This is a genomic window from Novipirellula galeiformis (assembly GCF_007860095.1).
Classification (GTDB): domain Bacteria; phylum Planctomycetota; class Planctomycetia; order Pirellulales; family Pirellulaceae; genus Novipirellula; species Novipirellula galeiformis.
Genome location: NZ_SJPT01000005.1, coordinates 517902 through 542709 on the forward strand (window position 1 = coordinate 517902; position 24808 = coordinate 542709).

18 protein-coding genes are annotated in these 24808 nt (G+C 56.8%); 7 read left to right on the forward strand and 11 right to left on the reverse strand.

Annotated features, from left to right (window positions below):
- Positions 1-216: 216 nt before the first annotated feature.
- Positions 217-1863: a peptide chain release factor 3 gene (locus Pla52o_RS15960; protein WP_146595574.1), complete on the reverse strand. Its 1647-nt coding sequence runs from the start codon at positions 1861-1863 to the stop codon at positions 217-219.
- Positions 1864-2891: 1028 nt separating this feature from the next.
- Here Pla52o_RS15960 and Pla52o_RS15965 point away from each other — a divergent pair.
- Positions 2892-4274, forward strand: a complete 1383-nt coding sequence (locus Pla52o_RS15965) for a Gfo/Idh/MocA family protein (protein ID WP_146595575.1) — start codon at positions 2892-2894, stop codon at positions 4272-4274.
- Positions 4275-4440: 166 nt separating this feature from the next.
- Here the strand turns inward: Pla52o_RS15965 and Pla52o_RS15970 are convergent, their stop codons facing one another.
- The 3 genes from Pla52o_RS15970 to rpmA form a co-directional block, all read right to left on the reverse strand.
- Positions 4441-5478 carry a hypothetical protein gene (locus Pla52o_RS15970; RefSeq protein WP_146595576.1) on the reverse strand — a complete coding sequence of 346 codons (1038 nt, stop codon included), beginning with the start codon at positions 5476-5478 and terminating at the stop codon, positions 4441-4443.
- The gene (locus Pla52o_RS26960) at positions 5462-6736 is read right to left on the reverse strand and encodes a hypothetical protein (RefSeq protein ID WP_197169275.1); all 1275 of its coding nucleotides are present in this window, start codon (positions 6734-6736) and stop codon (positions 5462-5464) included. The genes Pla52o_RS15970 and Pla52o_RS26960 overlap by 17 nt, the downstream gene beginning before the upstream one ends.
- Positions 6737-7151: 415 nt before the next feature.
- Entirely contained in the window at positions 7152-7397 is a 246-nt protein-coding gene (gene rpmA, locus Pla52o_RS15985; RefSeq protein WP_146595578.1) for a 50S ribosomal protein L27, read from the reverse strand.
- A gap of 189 nt (positions 7398-7586) precedes the next feature.
- Here rpmA and tsaD point away from each other — a divergent pair, with 189 nt between their 5' ends.
- The 3 genes from tsaD to Pla52o_RS16000 all read left to right on the forward strand — a co-directional run bounded on the left by tsaD (position 7587) and on the right by Pla52o_RS16000 (position 10342).
- Positions 7587-8624, forward strand: a complete 1038-nt coding sequence (tsaD, locus tag Pla52o_RS15990) for a tRNA (adenosine(37)-N6)-threonylcarbamoyltransferase complex transferase subunit TsaD (protein WP_146595579.1) — start codon at positions 7587-7589, stop codon at positions 8622-8624.
- Positions 8614-9249, forward strand: a complete 636-nt coding sequence (mqnB, locus tag Pla52o_RS15995) for a futalosine hydrolase (protein ID WP_231612395.1) — start codon at positions 8614-8616, stop codon at positions 9247-9249. Before tsaD ends, mqnB begins: the two co-directional genes overlap by 11 nt.
- Before the next feature lie 235 nt (positions 9250-9484).
- On the forward strand, positions 9485-10342 hold the full coding sequence (locus Pla52o_RS16000) for a 1,4-dihydroxy-6-naphthoate synthase (RefSeq protein WP_146595580.1): 858 nt from the start codon (positions 9485-9487) through the stop codon (positions 10340-10342).
- A gap of 90 nt (positions 10343-10432) precedes the next feature.
- On the opposite strand, the gene Pla52o_RS16005 is transcribed toward Pla52o_RS16000, so the two are convergent.
- Positions 10433-11221: a sugar phosphate isomerase/epimerase family protein gene (locus Pla52o_RS16005; protein ID WP_146595581.1), complete on the reverse strand. Its 789-nt coding sequence runs from the start codon at positions 11219-11221 to the stop codon at positions 10433-10435.
- 23 nt (positions 11222-11244) lie between these two features.
- On the opposite strand from Pla52o_RS16005, the gene Pla52o_RS16010 reads away from it, so the two are divergent.
- Positions 11245-14250 (forward strand): COG1470 family protein, encoded by a 3006-nt coding sequence (locus tag Pla52o_RS16010; RefSeq protein ID WP_146595582.1) that lies wholly within the window; start codon positions 11245-11247, stop codon positions 14248-14250.
- A gap of 30 nt (positions 14251-14280) precedes the next feature.
- Here Pla52o_RS16010 and cysN read toward each other — a convergent pair whose 3' ends face one another.
- The 3 genes from cysN to rsmG all read right to left on the reverse strand — a co-directional run bounded on the left by cysN (position 14281) and on the right by rsmG (position 18137).
- Positions 14281-16224 carry a sulfate adenylyltransferase subunit CysN gene (gene cysN / locus Pla52o_RS16015; protein WP_146595583.1) on the reverse strand — a complete coding sequence of 648 codons (1944 nt, stop codon included), beginning with the start codon at positions 16222-16224 and terminating at the stop codon, positions 14281-14283.
- A 118-nt stretch (positions 16225-16342) separates the two neighbouring features.
- The gene (gene cysD / locus Pla52o_RS16020) at positions 16343-17254 is read right to left on the reverse strand and encodes a sulfate adenylyltransferase subunit CysD (protein ID WP_146595761.1); all 912 of its coding nucleotides are present in this window, start codon (positions 17252-17254) and stop codon (positions 16343-16345) included.
- A gap of 217 nt (positions 17255-17471) precedes the next feature.
- Positions 17472-18137 carry a 16S rRNA (guanine(527)-N(7))-methyltransferase RsmG gene (gene rsmG / locus Pla52o_RS16025; RefSeq protein WP_146595584.1) on the reverse strand — a complete coding sequence of 222 codons (666 nt, stop codon included), beginning with the start codon at positions 18135-18137 and terminating at the stop codon, positions 17472-17474.
- Positions 18138-18287: 150 nt separating this feature from the next.
- Between rsmG and Pla52o_RS16030 the strand changes: the two genes are divergently transcribed.
- Positions 18288-18692, forward strand: coding sequence for a gamma-glutamylcyclotransferase family protein (locus Pla52o_RS16030; RefSeq protein ID WP_146595585.1), 405 nt, complete (start codon positions 18288-18290; stop codon positions 18690-18692).
- A gap of 24 nt (positions 18693-18716) precedes the next feature.
- Here the strand turns inward: Pla52o_RS16030 and Pla52o_RS16035 are convergent, their stop codons facing one another.
- The gene (locus Pla52o_RS16035; protein WP_146595586.1) at positions 18717-19724 is read right to left on the reverse strand and encodes a helix-turn-helix transcriptional regulator; all 1008 of its coding nucleotides are present in this window, start codon (positions 19722-19724) and stop codon (positions 18717-18719) included.
- Between the two features lie 189 nt (positions 19725-19913).
- Here Pla52o_RS16035 and Pla52o_RS16040 point away from each other — a divergent pair, with 189 nt between their 5' ends.
- Positions 19914-20897: a 2-hydroxyacid dehydrogenase gene (locus Pla52o_RS16040; protein WP_146595587.1), complete on the forward strand. Its 984-nt coding sequence runs from the start codon at positions 19914-19916 to the stop codon at positions 20895-20897.
- Positions 20898-21098: 201 nt separating this feature from the next.
- On the opposite strand, the gene Pla52o_RS16045 is transcribed toward Pla52o_RS16040, so the two are convergent.
- A complete protein-coding gene (locus Pla52o_RS16045; protein WP_146595588.1) occupies positions 21099-22751 on the reverse strand; it encodes an AAA family ATPase in 1653 nt (550 codons plus the stop codon).
- The gene (locus Pla52o_RS16050) at positions 22741-24762 is read right to left on the reverse strand and encodes a peptide MFS transporter (RefSeq protein ID WP_146595589.1); all 2022 of its coding nucleotides are present in this window, start codon (positions 24760-24762) and stop codon (positions 22741-22743) included. Before Pla52o_RS16050 ends, Pla52o_RS16045 begins: the two co-directional genes overlap by 11 nt.
- Positions 24763-24808 lie beyond the last annotated feature (46 nt).

The window sequence follows — 24808 nt, forward strand, 5'->3', positions numbered from 1 at the left end:
TGAAGCCGAGCGCCCTCGAGTTCATTTGTCAGCAAACGCGTGGAGACGATCGCCGTCACGGCGAAGCAGATCAATCGCTGCCAATGCCGGGCACCGAACCAATGCCGGGCATAGAAAAGGGACGCACCTCAAAGACACGTTGGCATCCGCGGTTGCCCCCTAACCCCGCCTTGTCCCTACACGACGAGAGGTTCTCGATCCGTCCCTCGGATCGATTTATTCGTAGGTGGTGACTCGCATTTCCTCAAAACGGATATCGGGATTCGCGCGGTGAAGCGCTTTGATATCCCATTCAGACTGCAGCAATACGGCGTCGTGTCCAAATTGGTCCAGTGCGAGTTTGGCAGAGTAGGGGAGTTTGATGTTCGACTTTTGTTCCGCCGTTGCATTAAACCAACGCGCCAATTTATAAGGCCGCCAGCTCAGCGACGTGGGAGCGTTGTACTCGGACTCGAGTCGATAGCGGACGACATCGAACTGCAGCTCCCCCACGGCGGCCAACAGGTTTTCGCGGCGTTTGGCGTGAGCATCATGAAAGACCTGGATCGCCCCTTCTTCGATCAGCTGTTTGAGGCCGCGGTCGAATTGCTTTCGTCTCGCCGTATCGGTGCAATCAAGCACGGCGAAGAACTCGGGTGAAAACTGAGGCAATCCTTCCTGGTGCACAATTTCATTTTGGCAAAGTGTGTCGCCCAGTCGAAACTCTCCGGGGCAAACCAAGCCAATGATATCACCCGGATAAGCCTCTTCGATCGTTTGACGGTCTTGGCCAAAGATGCGAAAGGCGCGAGAGAGCCGAATCTTTTTCATCGATCGCGCAATCGTCACTTCCATGTCTCGCTCGAACATGCCGTTGCAGACTCGCAAGAAGGCAACACGGTCGCGATGCCGAGGATCGAGGTTGGCCTGGATCTTAAAGATGAATCCAGAGAAATTAGATGAAGGCTCTGCCGGACGCTGCTCGGGCGTCTGTCGTGACCCTGGAGGTGGACATAATTTGAGGAACCCATGCAGGAAATGTTCAATGCCAAAGTTGGTGAGCGCACTGCCAAAGAACACAGGCGTTTGCGCGCCACCGAGGAATTGACTCCGCTCCAACGACGCTCCCGCCATTCGTACCAATTCAACCTCTTCGCCCGTCGCATCGATGAGATCAGGGCGGATCGCCGGTTGGATCGATTCCAAGTCCGACCACGAGACCACCTTTGACGAGATTCGACGATTGGCGCGATGCTCATCAAATAAATGAACCGAATCATTATGAAGATCGACGAAACCGCGAAAGTCTTCGCCGCTGCCAAGCGGCCAATTTTGTGGCACCGGTTCGATCGAGAACTTGCGTTCAATCTCATCAAGGATTTCGAGCGGCGAGCGTCCGCGACGATCCACTTTGTTGACGAAGGTGAGCACGGGAATTTTTCTCAATGCACAAACGCGAAACAGTTTTTCCGTCTGCGACTCGATCCCCTTCGCGAGGTCGATGACCATCACGGCCGCATCGGCGGCCATCAGCGTGCGATAGGTGTCTTCGCTGAAGTCATGGTGACCGGGAGTATCCAAAAGATTGACCTGAGCCCCCGCAAACTCAAACGTAAGCGCGGTCGAGCTTACCGAAATGCCACGCTCCTGCTCCATCTCCATCCAATCGGACTTTGCCGTCCGCTCGGATTTCCGGCCTCGAACCGCCCCGGCGATCTCAATCGAGTTGCCAAACAGCAATAGCTTTTCGGTCAACGTGGTCTTGCCCGCATCCGGGTGCGAAATGATCGCAAACGTTCGTCTTCGCAGCCGCTGCGTTTCAATTTCTGCAATCGATTGAGCCGATCGGGCGACGGTGCTGGGTCGGGTAGGGAGGGTGCTCATATTTAAAACTGCATCAAAGTTGAAATGAAGTGCCTTGAAACACTCCGTTTGCTGCCCATGACGCAACGGCCATGAGTTGGGTGGATGAAAATCGACGGGTGGCAATCGCAGTCGGTCGGTTGCGATCGTGGCAGGGTGGATTCGAGGATGCTTCCTCAATCAATCCCGACAAACCGGCAGGCCCTGACGAGGGCTAGGATGCAGAAGAAGCACAGCGATTAGAGTGACTGTCGAGTAAAAAAGACAGTCGTACGGCGTCTCTCGCACTGCGTTGCGTTGCAGCGGTTCGCCGTTGGCTTTGGTGCTAAGGGGGAGTGGTCATGAAGAAACGATAACTTGCGAAAAGGGACGCGGCAACTGCAAATCTCGCATTCGGAGCATCCTACCCACCCCCCAATCATCGCAACGGTTGGGGATTTCATAGGACGGCAACGTGCATTCCCTTGGACCTATTTTGCGGACGAGCCAGTGGCCTTAGTTCGCCGCAGGTCGCTTTAGACGATTTCTTCGCACTGAGCGACACACAGGTGGCAGCCTGGGGGGACAAGCGGGGCAGAGCCCCGCCGGACATCGCATTTTGCCGAGGCCAACGCTGCGACCTCCAACGGACTGGCGGTCGCAAAATGGATCCCCCCCCCAGCCAAGCTGATCAGCTGCCGCAATCTTTCGAGCAACGCATCCAATCAATCACCCAATCACCCAATCACCCAATCACCCAATCACCCAATCACCCAATCACCCAATCACCCAATCACCCTGTCACCCTGTCACCCTGTCGCCCTGTCGCCCTGTCGCCCAATCGCCCTGCAAAGTGAAACGCAAAGAAGCAAACGAGCAACCGGCGGACCGACCCTGATTGCCTGCCTCCCCCACCTCGTTGCCCCTACTTGTTATTCCCGAGGCCGTGTTCGTCCGCGAAAGGTCGAATCGCGGTGGACAACCGGTTACCATGGGGGAGGGGCACAATTCAGTGCTACAACAAGCTCTCACCAATCGCCCAACCTTTCGCTGCTCAAGAGGACAACGAGATGCCCGATCGCTTCGAGACCCACAGCCAAGTCAAGGAAAACAGCCGACTGACTCGACGACGATGGATCGCCACCGCCGGGGCCGCCATTGCTGCGCCTGCAATCGTGCCGAGTTCGGTCCTCGGCGCGAATGCTCCGAGCAATCGCATCAACGTCGCTTTGATTGGATGCGGTAACCAGAGCCGAGCCGATTTACCGAGCATGTTGCGACAACCGGATGCCCAGGTTGTTGCGGTATGCGACGTCAACCGTGGCAGCGACGGCTACGCTCGCCCGGAACATTTCCTGGGGCGTGAACCGGCGCAAAAGAAGGTCAACGAATACTACGCTCAAAAAACTCGTTCGGGCGAATTCAAGGGCTGTGATGCTTACGCGGACTTCCGCGATGTACTCGCTCGCGAGGACGTTGACGCAGTCATGATCGTGCTACCAGATCATTGGCATGCGCTGGCCACAATCAAAGCCTGTGAAGCGGGCAAGGACGTGTACTGTCAAAAGCCGATGTCGCTCACCATTCACGATGGCCAGCAAATGATCAAAGCGGTTCGCAAGCATGAACGCATTCTGCAAACGGGAAGCCAGTACCGCTCCAACTCGGTGGTCCGCCGTATGTGCGAGCTGGTTCGCAACGGTCGGATCGGCGAAGTCAAACGAGCGGTTTCCATCATCAACGGCAGCGGTGCCGGCCCCGCCCCCGGTTGGAGCGAGATGCCCGTTCCCGCAGGATTCGACTACGACATGTGGCTAGGCCCCGCCCCCATGGCTCCCTATCACATCGACCGCTGTCTGTACCGATTCCGTTTCCACCAGGACTATTCCGGTGGCCAAGTCACCAACACCGGTGCCCACGCCACGGACATCGTTCAGTGGGCGCTCGGCAAGGACGGTACCGGTCCGGTGGAATTTGAGAACCAAGAAGGAACGGTCTGGCCACCACAGGGACATCTCTACACGACCGCCATGAAGGCTCACTTTCGAGCGCGTTACGCCGATGGAATTGAGTTCGTCTGCCGTACGCAAGATCCAGGCTTCGGAGCCCGTATCGAAGGAACCGAAGGATGGGTTCAATTCACGGTAAACAACATGAAGGAGGTCGAAGCATCGTCCGATGCCATCAAAAACTCCGTCATCGGCCCCGACGAGATCCATCTGCCGGTGAGCAAAAATCATTACCGAAACTTCCTCGACTCCGTGAAGTCGCGAAAGGATCCGATCGAGCCGGTCGAGGTGGGCCATCGCACGGCATCCATCTGTCACGCCGGAAATATTGCCATGCGTCTGAATCGAAAACTGCAATGGGATCCTAACGCAGAACGGTTTCTCGACGACGATCAGGCCAACGAGATGCTGCAAAGGCCCTATCGAAAGCCGTGGCAGCTATAGCACGAGCGTCAAACGAGTCTGGCGGAATCGCAATCGCCCGCTGCGATTGTGTGCCCCTACACTCGCCCCAGAGCCCAAATCAGAACGAGCTCCGTCCAACATCGATGTTGGAGCGGTGGGGGAAAAGACGCGGGTGAGCTTTGAGCTTTGTGCCGAAAAAGCAAGCTCACGCCTCGTCTTCGGAGGGAAAATTCCTGAGCAGCGTTTGCTCAGTTTTCTGTTTTTCACGCTTGTGCGTGTGCCAAAGCTTCAACGCCATCCACAGTGCGGCGAAGGTGCCCGCGAAAGCCAACGCGGCATAAAACAGCGGTTGCAGAAAATGATTGGAGAGGTGTTCCGCAGCCTTTCCCGTCGATTCGATCGAGCGTCCAACCAGCCCTGATTTTGAAACCACGATCGGGTTGCCATCGGCATCAAAAACCACTTCGTCGCCCCCGAGAATGCGCTCGGGTTCGGCCAGGATGACCGTGGTGGTCGCGACGGTGAACAGCGTCTTTCCTGGATTCGCTTCCACGAAACGTCCTGCAAACGCAACCACCTTTTCCGTGTCGTTGCGGATCAGTGACAGGACACCGCTTCGCTGAGCCGTCGGCAGGGCCGCAATCTCGTCGGCATGTCTCGCCACCACGATGGCTTGGTCGCTTGACATCCGGGTTGCCAATTCAGCCCCCTCGTCACCGAAATGTTTTAACAGCACTAACCCGGCACCAGGATGCTTCAATTCGGTCGCGAGCGCCTTGGAGCCAAAACGCGTTACCGCGGCGCCGAGCGTTTTGCCGGACTCACCGGCCGCCAGCTTGGCCAGCGCCGTGCGCACTTGTGACTCAGGAAGCTCCTGGAGTGCTTTAGCCACTGGCAAAATCGTGGCGGTATTGTCGAGCGCAAAGAGCACCTCGGGGCCATGCTTGGCGGTCAGCTTGGCGACTTGCTCGACCGCTTCTTCGCCACCCTCGCGGGCTGCGATCGTGGCCACACGCTCCATCACTTCCTTGCTGGCATTTTTGGCCAGAAACTCGCTGGCCTGCTCGGCACCCTCCTTGCCAAAGTACTTCGCCACCGCTTTGACTACCGATGTCGGAATCGAGCTAGCAACCCATCCACTCGCAACGGCTTCCCGATGCCTCACCATCGCCAGGGCCACGACCAGGGTCGCAATCACGACGTAGCAGCGGAGAAAAGAGAGTGCGTTAATAGGCTTCATCATGGGATTTACCTGGAGAGACGATTTTGGCAAAAAATTGGTCGCGATAGGCATCGGCTAACTGGTCACACACGATCGGAAGCGTCGACTTCAATCCAGTGGCATGGTGCTGGGATCCCAGCACCCGTGTTAGTTGTGCCGCGTCGATGGTCGGCGGATCTCGTGGGGCGCCTTCGAGCAGCGTCCGCTCGAGCTGCTCAAGATAATCGTGCAGTTGCTCGCTGACTTTGAGTTCAAAGTTTTCGGTCATCCACCAATCGATGATCAACCCCACCGCCAACCCCACTCCGAGCCCGACGACGGTTCCCACCGGTCCCACCAAGCTGCCACCGCCTGCGCCGGTCGCAGCGGCCCCCGCGGCTGTGCCTGCCCCAGCGGCGGCGCCGACTGCGGCCGTCGCCGAAAAACGAGCTAACAAACCTGCAGCGACCGTCGTCGCCGCGTAGCTACCCGCTTCGCTGATCAAAATCACCACGATCGCGTTGTAAACACTGGTTGCACCTTGGTCGGCCGAGAATGATTGCAGCCGCTGCGAAACCAACTCGTAAAACGGTTCATAGGAATCGAGTTGGACCTCCGGAAGATCGGCGATCTCAAGCGACGCATGCACGTTGACCAGCATTCGTTTCTGGTTGGCATCGATCTCTTTGCGAAAATCTTCCAAGATCCCTGCAATGTCGGACGCTAAGACCTGTTCGGAGAACAGATGCGTTTCAAACTTCTTGGCTACGTAGTCTTCGATCCGGTTGTCCTCGTTCCACCAACTCGCGGGCATCCGTTTGACGATGCCCAATCGCGTCGAGATGCTTGTCAAATCGTTCACAAAGGGAGCCACCCCGCGATGATAGCGGCGGACCAGCCGTTGGACTCGCTCGATACAACGCTCGGCGGCTTCGCGATTCAGGCGGTCGGTGACCTCGATCTCCGGCTCGACTTCACGATCAAAGAATGCCGCGCGGAGCACATCACGCGACGGCTCGATGACCTTGGGAACAATGATCTCGAACTCGTTTTCAATCACCGGCTCGGGCTTCGACACATTGATCGCGCTATAGGTCGCGATGCCCACCAAGCCAGCAATCACGGCAGCGAGCAAGACCGTCGCGGCGGCAGGGTTGCGTTTTCCCAAATCCTGGCTGGCGGGATTTCCAATCGGGCGTCCAGCTCGCGTGGTTGGCGGAGGTGGGGTCGGTGCGCTCGAGCTGGATGCGTTCGAGCTGGATGGACGCGATCCGGATGGGCTCGGTGATTCCGATTTCATGGTCGTTCGCCAAAGTCGTGATCAATCAGGAGCGGGAGACCTGTTCAGCGGGCTTGGGGTCCGTGAGGGCGATTCGTACAGCCTATGCAGGCAGCCCATCCAGCCGGCCCATGCAGGGCCTGTGTACCGGTGCCCAAGCGAACATTGGCTTCATTATACCGCATCCGAGGATCGGCACTGGTCGCTTACGAGCAGGTCAAGCAGAGGCCTGCGGCGCGGAGGTCCACTCGGCGTGCGGAGCCCGATTCGGCAGCGGGTGTCCATGCAAGGCGTGGGGAGTGGCCGCGATGAAACCACGAAAAAACCCAAGACTGCGACGCGCGCATGGCCTTGGGTTGATTCATTTGTGCCTCACGCGGGAGGCGATTGTCGATCACCGGCACGATTTCGAGCGCGGTGAAGGGGGGGCAACCGATTACTCGGTTACGATGTTGATCCGGCGGCCTTCACGGTCGAACATGACCTTACCATCGACCAAGGCGAACAAGGTGTAATCCTTGCCTTGGCCAACACCTTTTCCGGCGTGGAATTTGGTGCCAACTTGACGAACAAGGATGTGCCCAGCACGGACAGCCTCGCCACCAAACTTCTTGACTCCACGTCGCTGAGCGTTCGAATCGCGACCGTTTCGGCTGGAGCCCTGCCCTTTCTTATGTGCCATCAGTATCACCCTGGGGTTTTAGCGTATTTTGAGCCACGAAATGTAGCAACATGGCCACAATTGAGCAAGGCTGGCCTACCGCATGATCCACCAGAGATTTACGATTTAGATCGGTTTTTATGCCAATCGAGACGATTGGCACGACTTTTTACACAAATTTCGCTGCCGTCCCCCTCACGGGGCGGGTTTTTGACGGACTCTATTTTGCCCATTTTGACGATTGAATCGACCTGTGACGAGACCGCTGCCGCCGTCATTAGTGACGATGGGGCGGTGATGGGCCAGTGCATTGCGACCCAAGAGGCGCTTCACGAGCGGTTTCGGGGCGTCGTTCCCGAGGTGGCCGCGCGTGCTCATTTAGAGCGAATCCTGCCTGTGATCGACACCGCGATTCGCCAAGCGGAGGTTTCGCCGGATGATTTAGACGCCATCGCGGTCGCCGATCGGCCTGGCTTAGCAGGCTCGCTGCTGGTGGGAGTCGTGGCCGCCAAAACACTCGCCATTGCCTGGCAAAAACCGCTCGTGACGGTGAATCACTTACATGCCCACCTGTATGCCTGCCAACTCTCCTGCGAATCGTCGGTCTATCCCTGTGTCGGATTGATCGTCAGCGGAGGTCATACCAGTCTGTATTACTGCACCAGCCCCTTGGACCTCGAATACCTTGGCGGCACGATCGACGATGCCGCCGGCGAAGCTTTCGATAAAGTCGGCGCGATGTTGAGTCTAGGGTTTCCCGGCGGCCCCGCTGTTTCGAAACTGGCGGCCGAAGGCAAACGCGATGCCTACGCCTTTCCACGCTCGATGGTGCACGAGAAGCACTTCGATTTCAGTTTTAGTGGACTCAAAACGGCGGTGCGTTATGCGATCACCGGCCCCGGCCAACAAGATTTCGCATCGCTAAAGATCGATCCCACCATCAAAGCCGACGTCTGTGCTTCGTTCGAAACGGCGGTCGTCGATGTCTTGGTCCGCAAGAGTCGACGGGCACTCAAAATGCGTCATTGCAAACAATTGATTATTGGCGGGGGCGTGGCGGCCAACGGGTACCTGCGTGACCAGTTCCATAACGCGGCAGAGAAGGACGGCTTTGCGTTGACGATCGCGCCGCCGGAACTTTGTACCGATAACGCGGTGATGGGGGCGATCGCTTTAGAAAAAATGAGACGAGGCGATTTTGCTTCGTTCGATCTGGACATTACCCCAGGGTTGCAACGTGGGTTCTAACTTGCTGCTGATCCCCACTGCGATCGAGCGAGACAAGCTTGCTCCCCTCCTCGACGTCTCCGCCCATACCAACGGTTGGTCGATTGAGTTGTGTGGGTTTGGCCAAATCGCGGCTGCGGCACGAACATCGCAACTCGTCGCCACGTTTCAACCTAATCGCGTGTTGCTAGTGGGGATTGCGGGGACGCTTGACGATCGTGCCGAAGTCGGGTCGGCGTACCGCTTTAGCCATGTCACTTGCCACGGCATCGGTGTCGGCTCAGGAGACAATTTTCGCTCCGCGGGTGAGATCGGCTGGAGCCAGTTTGGTAGGATCGACGATGAGATCGAGCTTGATCGCTGGGGTGGGCCATCGCCTCGCTTGCATCCTGGTTTGCTCAGCGTGTGCGCGGCATCGGCTTCGCAGCTCGAAGCCAAGGTCCGCGCCAAACGGTTTCCTAAGGCCAGCGTCGAAGAGATGGAAGGATTTGGGGTGGCAATGGCCTGCCAACTGCACTGCGTTCCCGTTGAGATTGTTCGTGGCATTTCCAATCACGCGGGGGATCGCGATCACGCGCGATGGCAAACTGACAACGCGTTACAGGCTGCCGCAACGATCGTCCACTCGTTATTGAGCTCGAATTAGATAATCGTCGTTGATCGCTCCGCAATCAAAGTGAGAATCGAGAGTCGTTGATCGCTCCGCGATCAAAGCGAGAACTCAGAATCGCGGCGCAACCGACAACGAAATGCTTGATCGCAGAGTGACCAACGACGCTAGGCAGAAATCTTGGCCTCTACGGGACTTGGCCAGCTCGTTATGCTGTAAGAATCCGACTGGCATCGCTTGTTAAGAACGCTTTTTAAAAAGAGATCCAAACGTGAACCGCCCCATCGAACTTGGCATTTCGACCTGTCCCAATGACACCTTTGCCTTTCATGCCTTGATGAATCGCTTGGTGGATTGGCGAGGCCTCGATTTTCACGTCCGCCTGCTTGATATCCAACAGCTCAATGATGGCTTGTTTCGGAACGAGTTTGATGTTGCCAAGACAAGCTTTCATGCCGCTTTGTTGCTGAGCGAAGAAACGGTGGTCCTTCCCAGCGGTTCGGCGATGGGCTTTGGCGTGGGACCGCTTTTGCTGTCATCGGCTTCGAAGCCGACGGCCACCCCCGGCGATGCCGATCTGACGACACTTTGCCCTGGCGAGCACACCACGGCAACGCTGTTGCTGCGGATTTTTTATCCCAATGCAACGCACATCAAACAGGTGGTGTTTTCCGAGATCATGCCGATGCTCCAGCGTGGTGAAGCCGACTTTGGAGTCTGCATTCACGAAGGTCGCTTCACGTGGCAAGACCAAGGGCTCGGGTTAGTCGAAGATTTGGGGGAACGCTGGGAAACCGAATGCAAGGCTCCACTGCCTCTGGGCGGCATCGTCGCCCGCCGAGTACTGCCTCCTGAGGTGATCGCTAACGCACAGCAAGTGATCCATGACTCGATCGAATTTGCGATGGCCAATCGCAAGGTGGCGTTACCGACGATGCGGAAATACGCTCAAGAGTTTAGTGACGAAGTGTTGATGAAACACGTCGATTTGTATGTCAACGAATGGACACGCGACTTAGGTGATGTGGGACGGCATGCCATCACGATGTTGTCACGCCGGGCACGCGAGGCGGGAATTGGAACGGAAAAAGCGATCGAGATCTTTCAAATGCCAACCGTCAAGCGTTGAGCCGCCCGAATCGCCCCCCAACCGCATCGAACCTCACCCGGATGATTCGATGCGGATGATTCAAGTCTCGCATCACGCACAACGCCCGCCCTACAAATTCCGCAAATACGCAACGCCTTGCGTGAGTTCCTCTAGAACCGTTTCGGCGGCCATTTCCCGGCGTCCTACCACGAAGGGACCGCGGAATTGGAAATCCTCAAGCATCCCTAGCAGCTCGGGGAAATCGGCGGTTCCTTGCCCGAGCGGAACCGATAACCCACGTCCGGCAGCCAAGTCAATCACGCCATCAACCGCGCAAACGAGCTGAATTCGATTTCCCAATGCCTTGATAGCATCTCGGGGACTATGGCGGTTGATGATCAGTTGTCCTGGGTTGAAGGCGGCGGCGACGTAGGAGTCCTCGCTAGCATTCAGTAGTTCGGCCATCGTTTCGCCCGACTCGGTACCGGTCTCGGCAGCAAACATGGCTCCGATTCGAGTCCCATAGCTGCCGAGATCCTCCATCACGCTTTGCAGGGTGATGTAGCGAGGATCGTCTTTTTCCTCGGGAATCATCCCGATTTGGTTGACGACCACGGGAGCGCCCACGCGGTAGGCGAATTGCATTGCGGCCTTGGTCGCTTCGATGCGGCGGTCAAGATCTTGGGGGGTATCGTACCCTCGTCGCGTTGGGAAGCGGACCGACGCAACCCGCAAATCCAGATCATCCAGCATTTTCCGCAATTGTCGCAGCCCAGTGTCCGACAATTCAGAAGGGCGGATGCCGTTGCGGGCATCGATTTCGACTGCCCTCGCTCCCATTGCAGAGACAAGCTGTAGTGATTTGCGCAACGGCGCACGCAAATTGTCTATCCGCACAGCCACTTTGACTTCAGCCACAGAATTCCTACTTTCTTTTGCAAATGAACCTTCGAGTCAGCGGCATTTTACTGTGCCGCTTTCGAAACGAAAGCCAAGACGGTTTCATAAACCTGATCGTTTCCGCGGTCATGGTAGCGGTCGTGGTATGCTGCGCCGTGGTGGCACCCCAGACAATCGTGTTCGCTCAATCGTCGCCGGCTACCTCGGTAGAGCGCAACGATTCGCAGCGCAACCGTCCGCCCGCCCTGGAAGCGGGTGCTGCAGGCGAGCTACGCAGAACCGACGCCGTCGTGGCCGATGGGGCGACCGGTGAGGGGTCATCCCCTGCGGACTTGGGCTCCCCGACAAGCAAAAAATTGCCACGTTTCCTTTGGAATTTCGGCCGTGCCAACGATTCCAACTTCGATGATTGGCCCGATGGTTGGCAGCGACGCGTCGGGCGTCGCTATCCCAAATATGTGAAGGTCGCCATCGTCGCTAAAGACCTCGCGGTCCAGCAGCAATTGCGGGCCGTCGACACGATGATCATTCGCGAGTGGCCTCGTGTTCGCAAGCAGTTCAAGGCAGCGCCGGTGCTACCCCCGTCGCTCACCGACGCGTTGATCGATCGCTATTTCAAGATCGAGCTTGACGGCGGCTTGGTGATGGTTCAATCGCCTCCGGTGAAAACCAGTCACATGTATCAGTATCGCTTTAGCGTCAAAATTAAAACCGAGGGACTCAGGCATGACCGCGCCCGTGCCGAGTTTGTCTTCGTAGACGAACGCGGCGATGAAGTGGAGACGCACGCCACCGAGTCGCTTAGCGGAACAACCGCGTGGAAAGTGCTCGTGCTCGATCGCATTCGGGCCCCCAAAGCCGCGACCGGAGTGTTTGTTCGCTTGGTCGTCGAGGGCGCCGAGGATGGGCTGGAGGACATTCGCGGTGAAATTGGATTTGACGACATTAGCATCGAACCGTTTCCACAGCTTCAGCTTGTGACCGATGAAGCGATGGGAGTGCATGTGGTTGGCAATCCGGTCATGGTGAGCGCAACGGTGTTAGGATTGCCCCGCGGGGCCACGCAAGTTTTGTTTCGACTTCTCGACGTCGATGGTCGCGAAGTCGACCGGCAATTGTCGGACGTTCCCGGTGCCGAGGTTACCGATCCATCCGAAGCCTCGGCACGTTTGGATCCACCGCCGGGCGGCGCTAGGTCCAGCGCGTCTCAGGGGATGAAGGTGCAATGGGAAATCCCTCGGCTCAGCCCTGGTTTTTATCGTGTGATGGCGTCGTTACAGGGTCGCGAGCTTCGAACGCTCGCCACCGAAACCACGTTGGCGGTGATCGACCCCGAGATTGGGCAAGCGGGCAATGGAAGTTTTGGTTGGACACTGCTGGAAACCAGTCGCAACATGCCGCCGCGGGACTTGGCCAAATGGTTGGCATCGGTCGGCGTCGATTGGGTCAAAATCCCTTGTTGGATCGAGCCCACCGACACCGTTACGGCGGACCGAATGGTCGAAGCGAGCACTCGTCTGCAAGACGTCGGAATTCAAACGATTGGAATGTTGGACGTGCCTCCGGAGACCCAGGTGCCGCGCTATGACATTCGGGGCCGTCGCGACGTCGTTGCCTCGCAATTGTTTCGCGATGTGCGTGTATGGCAACCGTTGCTTGAACCCGTGATGTCGCGTCTGACGCTGAAAATCAAAACGTGGCAACTCGGTGGGGATTACGACTACAGCTTCCTTGGGCGGCGACACCTTCAAGAGTCCATCGCCGATATTTCGACCGGGCTTCAGGGCTACGGCCAACCGATTGAAGTGGCGATTTGTTGGCCATGGACCGAGCGGGATGTCGCACCGGCGGAAACGTCCTGGAGTGCCGTCTGTCGTTCTGGAGAGCCGGAGCTCACCGCCGAAGAGCTCGATGCGTACCTGACCCTTCAGCAAACCCAGTTCAACGGAAGCGGACCGCGAACGTGGGTCGTCGTCGAGCCGATTGAGAAAAATCAGTATGATCGCAATACGCGAATTTTGGATCTCACCGGGCGGATGGCGGTGGTGCGCAAGCATCATGTCCAGGCAGCCTTCGTCAGCAATCCACGGGACCCCGAGCGAGGCTTGCTGACCTCTCAAGGACGCCCCGAAGAGATGCTTTTGCCGTGGCGTACGACCTCGTTGATGATTGGTAATCTGCGACAGGTGGGTTCGCTAAAATTGCGTTCCAAAGCCAAGAATGTCGTTTTTGCCGGGGCCGATCGCGCGGTCATCATGCTGTGGTCACCCACCTCTTGCGAAGAGCAAATTTTTCTCGGTGACGATGTACACGTCGTCGATATCTGGGGCCGACAACAGCCTTTGCCCATTGAAATCATCGATGGCCAAGCGGCTCAGCGGGTCAAAATCGGGCCCCGTCCGATCTTTATCTCCGGAGCAGACCCCACCCTGCTTGCGTTCCGCATGTCAGTTAACGTCGAGCAAGAGCAGGTCGACAGCTTGCTCGGGCAAACGCAACCCATCGACGTCTCGTTCACCAACCCGACGCGCGAAGGGATGTATGGGACGCTACGGGTGCTGCCTCCCGAAAATTGGTCATTCAAAGAACCCTCGATGGCATGGGAGCTACCGCCAGGCAAAAGCACCTCGCTTCCGTTCCATCTTGTCTTGGGCAACAGCGCCAAGGTTGGGACCTACGAAGTGGCCCTGGATTTCGAGCACCAAACCGTACCGCCAAAACGATTCACGGTCTATCGCGAGCTAATGGTGGGCCCGATTGGATTGGAGATCGAAACGGAGACACGTTTATCAGCGGGAGGCCAATTGCGGGTCGAAATTGAAATGACCAATCACTCCGACGCCACTCAATCCTACGATTGCATGCTGTTCCCACAATCGGGGCGCCAGTATCAACGCCGCTTCATCACCATTGAGCCGGGGACAACCGAGCGGCGTGAATTCTACTGGAATAACGCCCAACCCTTGATGGGGACAACGATGCTGTTGCGCGCTGGCGAGCAAGACGGCAAGCGAATCCTCAACTACGAGATCCCCGTGTTGCGATAGCAGCAACATCGTCCGGAGGCCTGCGGGCCGCTAGCGGATGATCTCGCGCGAGCGGAGCAGTTGGACAATGGCATCCGCACACTCTTCGACGCTCTGTTGGCTGGTGTCGATGCTGAGATCGGGATTCGGCGGAGCTTCATAGGCGGCGGTGACACCGGGGAAGTTCAGCAGTTCACCGGCATCGGCCTTGGCGTATTGACCTTTCGTGTCTCGCGTTCGGCAAACGTTCACAGGGGTCGCGACGTGCACGACGAGAAAATGTTCCTGCCCAATCAACTTCGCCACTTTGCTTCGCACTTCCTCGGACGGGGCCACAAACGAGGCGACGCAAATGACTCCCGCTTGGTTGAGCGCGTGAGCGAGATGGCCGCTACGACGCAGGTTTTCGCTACGGTCAGCAGCGGAGAAGCCCAGATCGCGACTCAAGCCGCGGCGAACACTTTCCCCATCGATCATCGCCACCGCACGTCCTGCATCGAACAGCTTTCGCTCCACCGCCAAACCAACGGAGGTCTTTCCGCTACCGGTCAATCCCGTCAACAGAATCGTGGCCGGTTTTTGACCAAACCGCGCGGTGCGTTCTTCGGTCGTGACAGCGGAAACCTCATTGGGGTCGCCGGCATTGCTCGCTTCAAGCTCATCGTCCCAGACGCTCTTGGCGTCGCTATCGCCCGATTTGTCCAAAATCATCCCTGCGGCAACGGTCGCATTAGTGATCCGATCGACAACGATGAACGCACCGGTGCTACGGTTGCGACGATAGGCGTCAAAATGCAACTGTGCATTGAGCGAGATGCTGACGCGTCCGATTTCGTTTAGCTCTAATTGCGGCGCTGGCTCGCGATGCAATGTATTTACATCCACGCGATACTTAAGCGTATCAATCGTGCCGGGAAGGGTTTGGGTGGTGTGCTTGAAGAGGTAAGTCTTGCCGGGCACCATCGCACCGGCATCCATCCAAACCAGCATCGCGTCAATATGGTCGCGGCTTTTAGGCAGGTTGCCTGGGCGAACGAGCATGTCACCACGACTGGCGTCAATTTCGTCTTCGAGGGTGACCGTAACGGCCATCGGAGTGAAGGCTTCATCGAGATTGCCATCGTAGGTGACGATCTCTTTGACCTTGGATTTTTGTCGACTCGGCAAAACCATGACCTCTTCGCCGGGGCGAATGATGCCCGAGGAGATCGTGCCACAGAAGCCGCGGAAGTTCAAATTAGGTCGGCTGACGTATTGGACCGGCATACGGAAATCCTGCAGATTCCGATCGCTACCGATGTAGACCGTTTCCAAGAAGTTCATCAGCGTGGTGCCGTCGTACCAAGGCATGTTCTCGCTACGATCGACGAGATTGTCGCCTTTGAGCGCGCTGATCGGGATGAAGTGCAAATCGGGCAGGTCCAAACGAGTCGCAAACGCGCGGTAATCTTCACAGATTTCGTTGAAACGTTGCTCATCGTAATCGATGATATCCATCTTGTTCACGGCCACGACGACGTGGCGAATGCCGAGCAGCGACACGATAAAACTGTGTCGGCGTGTTTGCGTTAGCACCCCATGGCGTGCATCGATCAAAATGACGGCCAAGTCGGCCGCGCTGGCGCCGGTGGCCATGTTCCGTGTGTATTGCTCGTGACCGGGCGTGTCAGCGATGATGAATTTTCGCTTCGCCGTACTGAAGTAGCGATAGGCAACGTCAATCGTGATGCCTTGTTCGCGTTCGGCTTTCAAGCCATCGGTCAGCAGCGCGGGGTCAAAGTTTCCCCCGGTTGTACCGATCTTTTTGGAATCGGCTTCGAGCTGCGAAAGCTGGTCTTCATAAATCATCTTGCTGTCGTAAAGCAAGCGTCCGATCAAGGTACTTTTGCCATCGTCAACACTTCCGCACGTGATGAACCTCAGCAATTGCTTGTGCTCATGTTGCTTCAAGTAGGCTTCGATATCGGTGGCGATCAGATCTGATTTGTGAGACATGAGTGAAGTTTAGATTTTGAAGGATGCAGTTTGACGCAGGGATGGAGGAAGGATGACGGCGGGTGAGATCGATTCGTTCTCCGCTTTGCTGAAGCTCAGCAACCGCCCCATCAAACTTCTAGAAGTAGCCTCGACGTTTCTTTTCTTCCATGCCGGCACCACCTTCGTCTTGGTCGATGATCCGGCCCTGCCGTTCGCTGGTGGTCGCCAGCAACATTTCTTGAATCACTTCCGGAAGTGTCGTGGCGTCGCTTTCAACAGCTCCCGACAGCGGGTAGCATCCGAGTGTGCGGAAGCGAACCATGCGAGTTTCCTCCTTTTCGCCTTCCAACAATGGCATGCGATCGTCGTTCCGCATCAGCAGCACGCCGTTTCGGTTGACGACCTTTCGCGGCGCCGAGAGATACAATGGCACGATCGGGATCTGCTCCAAGTGGATGTATTGCCAAACATCCAATTCAGTCCAATTGCTCATCGGAAAAACGCGAATCGATTCCCCCTTGTTGACCCGACCGTTGTAAATATTCCACAGCTCGGGGCGTTGGTTCTTGGGGTCCCAGCGGTGAGCCTTGTCGCGGAAGCTAAAGACGCGTTCCTTCGCTCGGCTTTTCTCTTCGTCGCGACGGGCGCCTCCAAAGGCAGCATCAAAACCGTATTTGTTCAGCGCGGCTTTGAGCGCGTCGGTTTTCATCAATTCGGTGTGCCGCTCGCTGTCTTCCCACGGCTTGATGTCGTGCTCCAGCCCCTCTTGGTTGATGTAAACGAGCACGTCCAAACCGAGTTCCTTTCGCGCGTATTGCTCGCGAAACTCGATCATCTCGTGGAATTTCCACGTCGTGTCGACATGCAAAAGAGGGAAAGGGATCTTTGCGGGAAAGAACGCTTTTTGGGCCAAATGCAACAGCACCGCCGAGTCTTTGCCGATCGAATACAGCATGACGGGCTTGTCAAATTCCGAGACGACTTCACGAATAATGTGAATGCTCTCGGCTTCAAGTTGCTTGAGGTGAGTTAGGTTGTAGTCCGACATCGCGCCGAGGAATCGAGTGCAAAAGGGAATGACTTGGCCAATGGCGACCAGGTTCAATGCACGAGTATAGACGTTCACAGGCATATGCCTAGGTGAATCAGTCGCGAGTTCCTCGGGCACCGCTAGTTATAAGCGGGCACCCCTCGTTGTAGCGGGCAAGCCTCGTTGTAGCGGGCAAGCCTAGTTGTAGCGGGCAAGCCTAGTTGTAGCGGGCACCCTAGTTGTAGCGGGCACCACGGGGACCGGCTGGCCAGATTTGCAGGATGACCCCTTCGCTGGCCTCGTCATCACCCAATGGATAGGTCGCCACTCGCCGCAATTGCAGATTGGCAAGCGAACCGAGATGCCTCGCTTCCCCCCGCTCTTCCACCCATTTGGGGCCTTTGATCAGCAATAACCGATCCGCACTGGCCCAATGAGGCTCCATCCAACGACAGAATTTCGCAATGCTGCCGACAGCACGACTGACGATGCTCGAAAAACGGAAATCCTCAAGCAAATCTTCCCCTCGAGCGCCATAGACGGGGACCGGCAAGGCGAGTTCCTCGACGATTTCACCCAACGCATTAGCTCGCTTGGCGACCGATTCGGCCAGCGAAACTTCAATGTCCGGACGCAAAATCGCCAACGGAATCCCCGGAATCCCGTTCCCGCTGCCAAGGTCCAAGACTTCTTCGCCAGCTTCAAGCAGAGGTGCCAATTGCAAGCAATCTCGCAGATCTCGGCTGACGAACAGGTCCCAACTAGTGTGACGAGTCAGGTTCAATTGCTCGTTCCATCGCCACATCGCCTCGGCATAAGACTGCAGCTTGAGCGCGATCACCTCATCGATTTCCATCGAGTTAGCGGCAAGAGCAGCAGCGAATTCAGGATCCAAAGACATCGGTAAATAGCAGCACAGGGAAGCAGGGGGGGAACTGGCAACGAACAGCACTCTGCATCATCATGCATCAAGCCGCGATTGTGTACCAGACTACCGTAGCACGCTTGCCCTGCATTCCTGGTTTATTTTTACCCGTCAAAGCTGACGACCATGCTGACTGCCGTCTTTGTCTATGGAACACTCAAACAGGGTCAGTGCCGCGAGACGCTCTGGCCTTGCCTCCCCCGCTCGGTCCGCCCCGGTTGGGTGTCCGGTTCGCTGTTTGCTCGTCATGACTACCCGGCAATGACGCTCGGAGCCGACCGTGTGCTCGGGGAATGCTGGGAATTCCTCCCTGCCGAGATGCCCCGTGTGCTCCACGTGCTTGATCAAATCGAAGGCACAAACCAGCACGGCGTCGACGATCTCTATCACCGTGTGAGAGTCGAGGTTTATGCGGTCAACGGCCACCGGATCGGTCCCGCCTTTGGCTATCACTACGCAAGCGATCCGCTCGAGGATGGATTCACCCCGGTTTATCCCCCTGAGCCAAACGCGTTACTTCAGTGGCCGTAGCCAACGACTCAGTACGCCAACGACTCAGTACTTCGCCGCCATTGCTTGCACTGCTTCGGCGACCGCATCGCGGAATTCTTTTGGCTCTAGCACTTCGGCGTCCACCCCCAACGACAACACTTTCGGTAGCACCTCTCGCGGATGCGATGCCGGCACGGTCAAGATCGAGGTTCCATCGTCTTGCAGTTCCATTTGTTGCTCGGGATGCCAGGGATCTTCGCTGACCCAGGCTGCGGCCCGTTCGCCCAGGCGAATTCGCACCATCGTCGGAGACTCGCCCGAAAAAATGCCGATACTTCGCCCCAGTCGATCGGCCAACTCGATGCTCGGATCGGGTTTGAAGTATTCATCCAGTGCAACTGCATGGCGAAAACGATCGAGCTTCCAATTCCGCAGTCGCTGGCTCGGTTCTTTGACCTCGGGCGCCGTGGCGATCACATAGATACTGCTTTGATAGACCGCCAATCCGTAGGGTTCGATTCGCCGCGTCGAGACGGGTTTCCCCACCGAGGCGTACTGGATTTCGAGGACTCGATGCTCCAGCACGGCACGATTGATCGTTTTGAGCATCCCTTCGTGCTGCTCGTAAGTCTTATTGGGGGAGCCGAACACGTACAACGTTTTCCGATATCGATCGTAGTGCTCAAAGACGCCATCGGGGATGACATCGCGAACTTTGTTCCAAAACGTCTCGATCCCACGCCAATATTGAGTGCCTAAGAGGGGATAGAGCAACTCGCGTCCGATGGAAAGCGCAATCAACTCCGTTGCCGAGATACCGATCTCGTGCACGCCCTTGTTGTTCCGCCCCAGTTTAAAGACCTTGCCTCGTTCGAGCGTCTCCGATTGGATATCAAAACCGGCGGCCTGTAATGCCTCGACATCCCGTCGTACGGTTCGCTCGTGAAGGGTCGTTAACCCCAGGTCGCTGACAAGATCTTCCCTCAATTCATCGAGCGTCTTGCCAAACCGCGACGTCTCTAAGAGCTGAAGTAGCTTGTGTTGACGAATGAGTTGTTCGTTACGTGCCATCGAGAAACCCCTCCAAGGTTGAGAATATCGTCAAGAACTCTAGGCAATCTCCGCTTGCCGGACCGCCATGGATTGGAATGTGTCGGACCACAATTGCCAATCCGTCCTACTCCGAGAGGCGGTTTCCGCTACGATACATTCGCAAATAGCACGGTTCCATGCCTCTCATGCTCGCCACCAGGTTTTTCGATGAGCGATCTCCCCAAAATCTTTCTCACCCGCGAACTGCCGCCATCGAGTATGAAGCAACTGCGGGAACGTTCACAGTTGACAATGAATCACGAGGACCGGGCGTTAACCAAGCAAGAGCTGATCGCGGGCCTCCAAGGAGTGGACGGCTTGCTGTGTCAGTTGACCGACATCATCGACGATGAAGTTCTGGGGGCCAATCCAAACCTGAAGGTGGTTTCCAATTTTGCCGTCGGATTTAACAACGTCGATATCGCGTCGGCGAGCAAACGAAACATCGCCGTCACCAACACCCCTGGGGTGCTGAGCGATTCGACCGCCGATATGGCGTGGGCATTGATGTTCGCGGTCGCGCGGCGAGTGGTCGAAGGAGATCGTTTTGTGCGTGCGGGACGCTGGGAAGGCTGGGCTCCGCTGCAGTACCTCGGGTTGGATATCAGCGGCGCCACGCTGGGGCTAGTTGGATTAGGGCGGATTGGCCGCGCGATGATCCCTCGCGCCATGGGATTCAACATGAAGGTGCTGTATTGGAACCGTACGCGAATGGACATCGCTGAAGAGCATGAACTGGGAGTGGAGTACGCCGAACTCGACGAATTACTCGCCCAAAGTGACTTTGTTTCGCTGCATGTCGCGTTAAGTGAAGGGACAAAACATCTGATCAACGAACAGCGACTCGGGCAAATGAAGCCAACCGCCTATCTGATCAATACGGCGCGCGGTCCCGTCGTGGATGAAAAAGCATTGGTGCAAGCTCTTCAATCGAATGTGATTGCCGGCGCTGGATTGGACGTATTTGAAAACGAACCGAAACTGGAACCAGCGCTCTACGATTTAGAGAACGCCGTCCTTGCCCCGCATCTCGGCAGCGCCACGATTGCCACCCGCAGCAAAATGGGTGAATTGGCCATCGAAAATTGTTTGGCGGGGTGTGCCGGAAAACGTCCACCCAATTTGGTGAACCCCGATTACGACGACGCGTGAGAAGGGATCCGATCCCCTGCGAGCCGTAAACCCCCGTGAGTCGTAAAAACCCGTGAGTCGCAAAACCCTGTGAGCCGCAAAACGCCAACGGCGGGTTTCTGCGAGTCTTTTTCATCGCGACGACCATGGCGTCGGTTATCCACCCCGCCCATGTCAACGCCCATGTCAACGCCCCAGGTATAGCGGTTCGGACGGCGCTCGTTACGCCGTCTCATTCCAGCGGACCTCGGCCCAGTCCGCCATTTGAATGTGCTCACATTTTTTACAGCGAACCCGAACACCAAGCGAAGCGGGCATGATCCGCACTTTGCGTTCACATCCGCCGCAATCGATTCGCAAGCAATGTGGGGTTGCGATCAAGGCATCAAGCTTGGCTTGGGAAACGCCCGGCAGACTGATATCGCTACCAACCAGAACGGTCAACAACGACTCGGTCAACTGAGGGATTTCGGCAACACGGTCGGCCAATCGGCGGACCGTGTCCTCGAATGCGTTGCGGACCAAGCGGCCATTGCCAAAGTGACGGTCACGATTTTCATAGAGGTGTTGAAATCCGACCAGCAACCGATGACGCGACTCGCTAGGCAGTTTGTACTGGTTCTGCTGGCACATCGCTTGGAAGATTTTGGCGAGCTCGGTGGCCGTGTAGTCTTCGAATTCGATCTTGGTGTTGATCCGCGAGGAGAGCCCTGGATTGCTGCGGATCATCTTGCCCATCTCGCCGCTGTACCCTGCCAAGATCACGGCAAACGAGTCGCGATCGTCTTCCATGCGTTTGAGCAGCGCCTGAACCGCTTCGCGTCCGTACGCGTCGTCCCCCGAGGCGTCGACGAGACTGTAGGCTTCATCGATAAACAACACGCCCCCTTTGGCCGAGTCGCAGAGTTTGTTCGTTTTCGGTGCGGTTTGGCCAGCGTATTCGGCGACCAATCCGCTACGATCGGTTTCGATCAGATGCCCGATCGGCAACGTTCCGAGTGCGCCTAAGATTTGGCCGACGATCCGCGCGACCGTCGTCTTGCCGGTTCCGGGGTTGCCGATGAAGGTCATGTGCAAACTGATCGGCATCGTCGCCAAGCCCGAATCGTTGCGTTGTTGTTGTAGACGCAGAAAGTTGGCATAGCTGCGAACACGATTTTTCACGCTTTGCAATCCGATCAATGACTCGAGCTCTTTCATTGCGGCTTGCAAACGCCGCTCTCGATCGGCGGAGCTTTCGGGGGCCGCGGTTTCGCTAGCGTGGGCGTAAGCCTGCTGCTGCTCGTGTTGGTAGGCCGTTGCCGAGGGACCTTCGGAGGAAGCGTTTCCGAGCGGAGCAAGTGTCGCAGCGGGGTTAGCCGGATGCAGTGCCATGTCGAGATCACGTTGTAGCGTGTGCAGGACAACGGATTCCTCGGGCATCGTTTGCCCGTCACATTTCGCGACCAAATTCGCCAATCGCATCACGATCGTTTCGACTTGCACCTTGCTGTCGGCCAACGGTGCATAGCGGACGAAGGGAGCGACAAGCGATTCCCAAGACAGCAGGTCGGCCTGTTGGAAAAGCCCTGTTGCTGCTTCACGCAACTGACCGCCGCGGAGCTGTTCCCCCCACAGATATTCGATCATCGCGGCGGCAACCCGTTTTTCGGCCCCCGTCCAGCGGTCGTCGGCGCGAACGATCGTCACGTAGACCTTGATCAGCAAGCCACGGTGCAGATCCTCCATGAGTTCCACGAACCGATCCGGATTCCCTTCGATGAGATTCGGATAGCGCCGCACCATCCACTGGGCACAGTGGTGGTAGAGTTTGCCGCAGTCGCGAATCACGCGACGCAGCAGACCAATCATGCGGGCATCGTCGTTATCGTTCATCCTGCTCGTGCATCCAACGGCTTAGCCAAGGTGACAAAATCAAACAAGCCAGCCCCGAGAGGATTGCGGTAATGGCAATCGTTCCAAACACACCGCCGTACACGTGGACGGTCTCGGTAGGCAGCGGAATGACATTGCCCGTATCGCCTCCTTCACTGACTCCGGTTAATTGAGAGATAATTGCCGCTAAGTACTGGCTAAATGCGGTCGCCAAGAACCAACCGCCCATCACGGTGCTGACGAGATGTCGCGGGCTGAGCTTCGTCATCGTCGAAAGCCCGACGGGGCTGAGGCACAATTCGCCCATCGTTTGCAACATATAGCCCAGCAATAACCAGCTAATCGTTACCATCCCCCGTCCATTCGCAGTGACGGCGCCGTACCAGAACGCACCAAAGCCGATCCCCAGCAGGGTCAACCCGAGCGCAAATTTGACCGGCGAGGAGGGGTCCAGATTCCGCATTCGCAACTGCGTCCACAAGGTCGAGAAAACCAGCCCAAGCAACAAGATGAAAATGGGGTTCACCGATTGAAACAGACTCGTCGGCAGTTCGGACTCGCGCGAGGCGATCCCCATGCCGAGATTGCTTTCTCGAATCGTCCAATCAATCTGAAAATGACTGTCGGCATGTTCGGCGCGCAATTGATCGAGATCCGAAAGCGAGAAGATGACTCCCTCTTTCCACTCGTAACCGATTTGCTCCTGGGTCGGCTCAATCGAGACCGTTTGGCCCACCATCGCGTCGGTCACGATCTCGGTTTCAACAACGCGGTCCACATTGCGGTCGGTGAACAGGTTCACGCTGCTGCCGGCTTGTTCAAAGAACGCGAAAAATAACATCTGAAAGAAAATCAACACCAACGCGACAATCATGCGCTGGCGTGGAATGCGATCCAATTGGAACGTTTGCAAAATCAAGTAGCCAAAGGCAATGACTCCGATCACCGTCAAAACGAGCCCGGCCGGCTTGCTGATCTCTTTCATAAACACAGCGGCGATGTTGCGCACCGCTTTGACCGGCGCGGACGCGTCTTGCTGGGCGTCGCCCGTAAAATCCGCGATCGTTTCGTTAGAGATCAATTGGAGCGACTTACCGTCTTCGGTGAGCGGGGAAAAACCACTCACCAACAGGGTGAGAATGGGAATCGCAATCAACGTCCCGAGGTAGACCTTCCAATCATGACGACCATCCATCCCCTCGGGTCGTCGCCCTTTGTCCGCACTCAAACCGCCGCGTGAAAGGGCGATGCAAGCGATTGTCCCAGCAGCCAACAATGCGATGGCCACGAAAACGTTGACGGCGGTCGTCCAGGGATTATCGGGGCGAAAAACGAGCATGCCTCCCGCGCTCGCAATCGCGCCCAACGCGATCAAGCCTTGCGTCACCCGAGTGGGCATGACGAAGACTGCCAAACCAGCCAGCATACCGAAGGTGGCCAGCCCGAAACCGTAATGCCACCCATACGTCTCGCCAATATAGCCACACAGCAGCGGGCTCATCGCCGCCCCCAGATTGATCCCCATATAGAAGATCGTAAACCCACCGTCGCGTTTGCCACTGCCCTTGGGATATAGCGTTCCCACGATGGTCGAAATATTCGGCTTGAAAAAACCGTTGCCCACAATCAATAGCGAAAGGGCGACAAAGAAAGGCCACTGAGCTTCGTAGGTCATCAGCAAATGACCCGCAGACATGAGCACGGCGCCGAGAATCACGGCGCGGCGTTGCCCCAAGATACGGTCAGCCAACATTCCGCCAAAAAAGGGCGTCATGTAAACCAGGGCGGTGTAGGCTCCATAAACCGTATAGGCTTGCTCGTCGCCGTACTTCAAGAACCCTTTGATCATGTACAAGATCAGCAGCGCGCGCATCCCGTAATAGGAAAAACGCTCCCACATTTCGGCAAAGAACAGCGTGTACAAGCCGGTCGGATGCCCAAATAAAGTGGATTGACCTTCGTGCAGGTCGGCGTCCGATCGAGTGGGATTGGCGGAAGCGTCAGCGCTCATCGATTAATCAAACTTGAGAATGGCGGTTTCGAGAAAAGGGAATGGG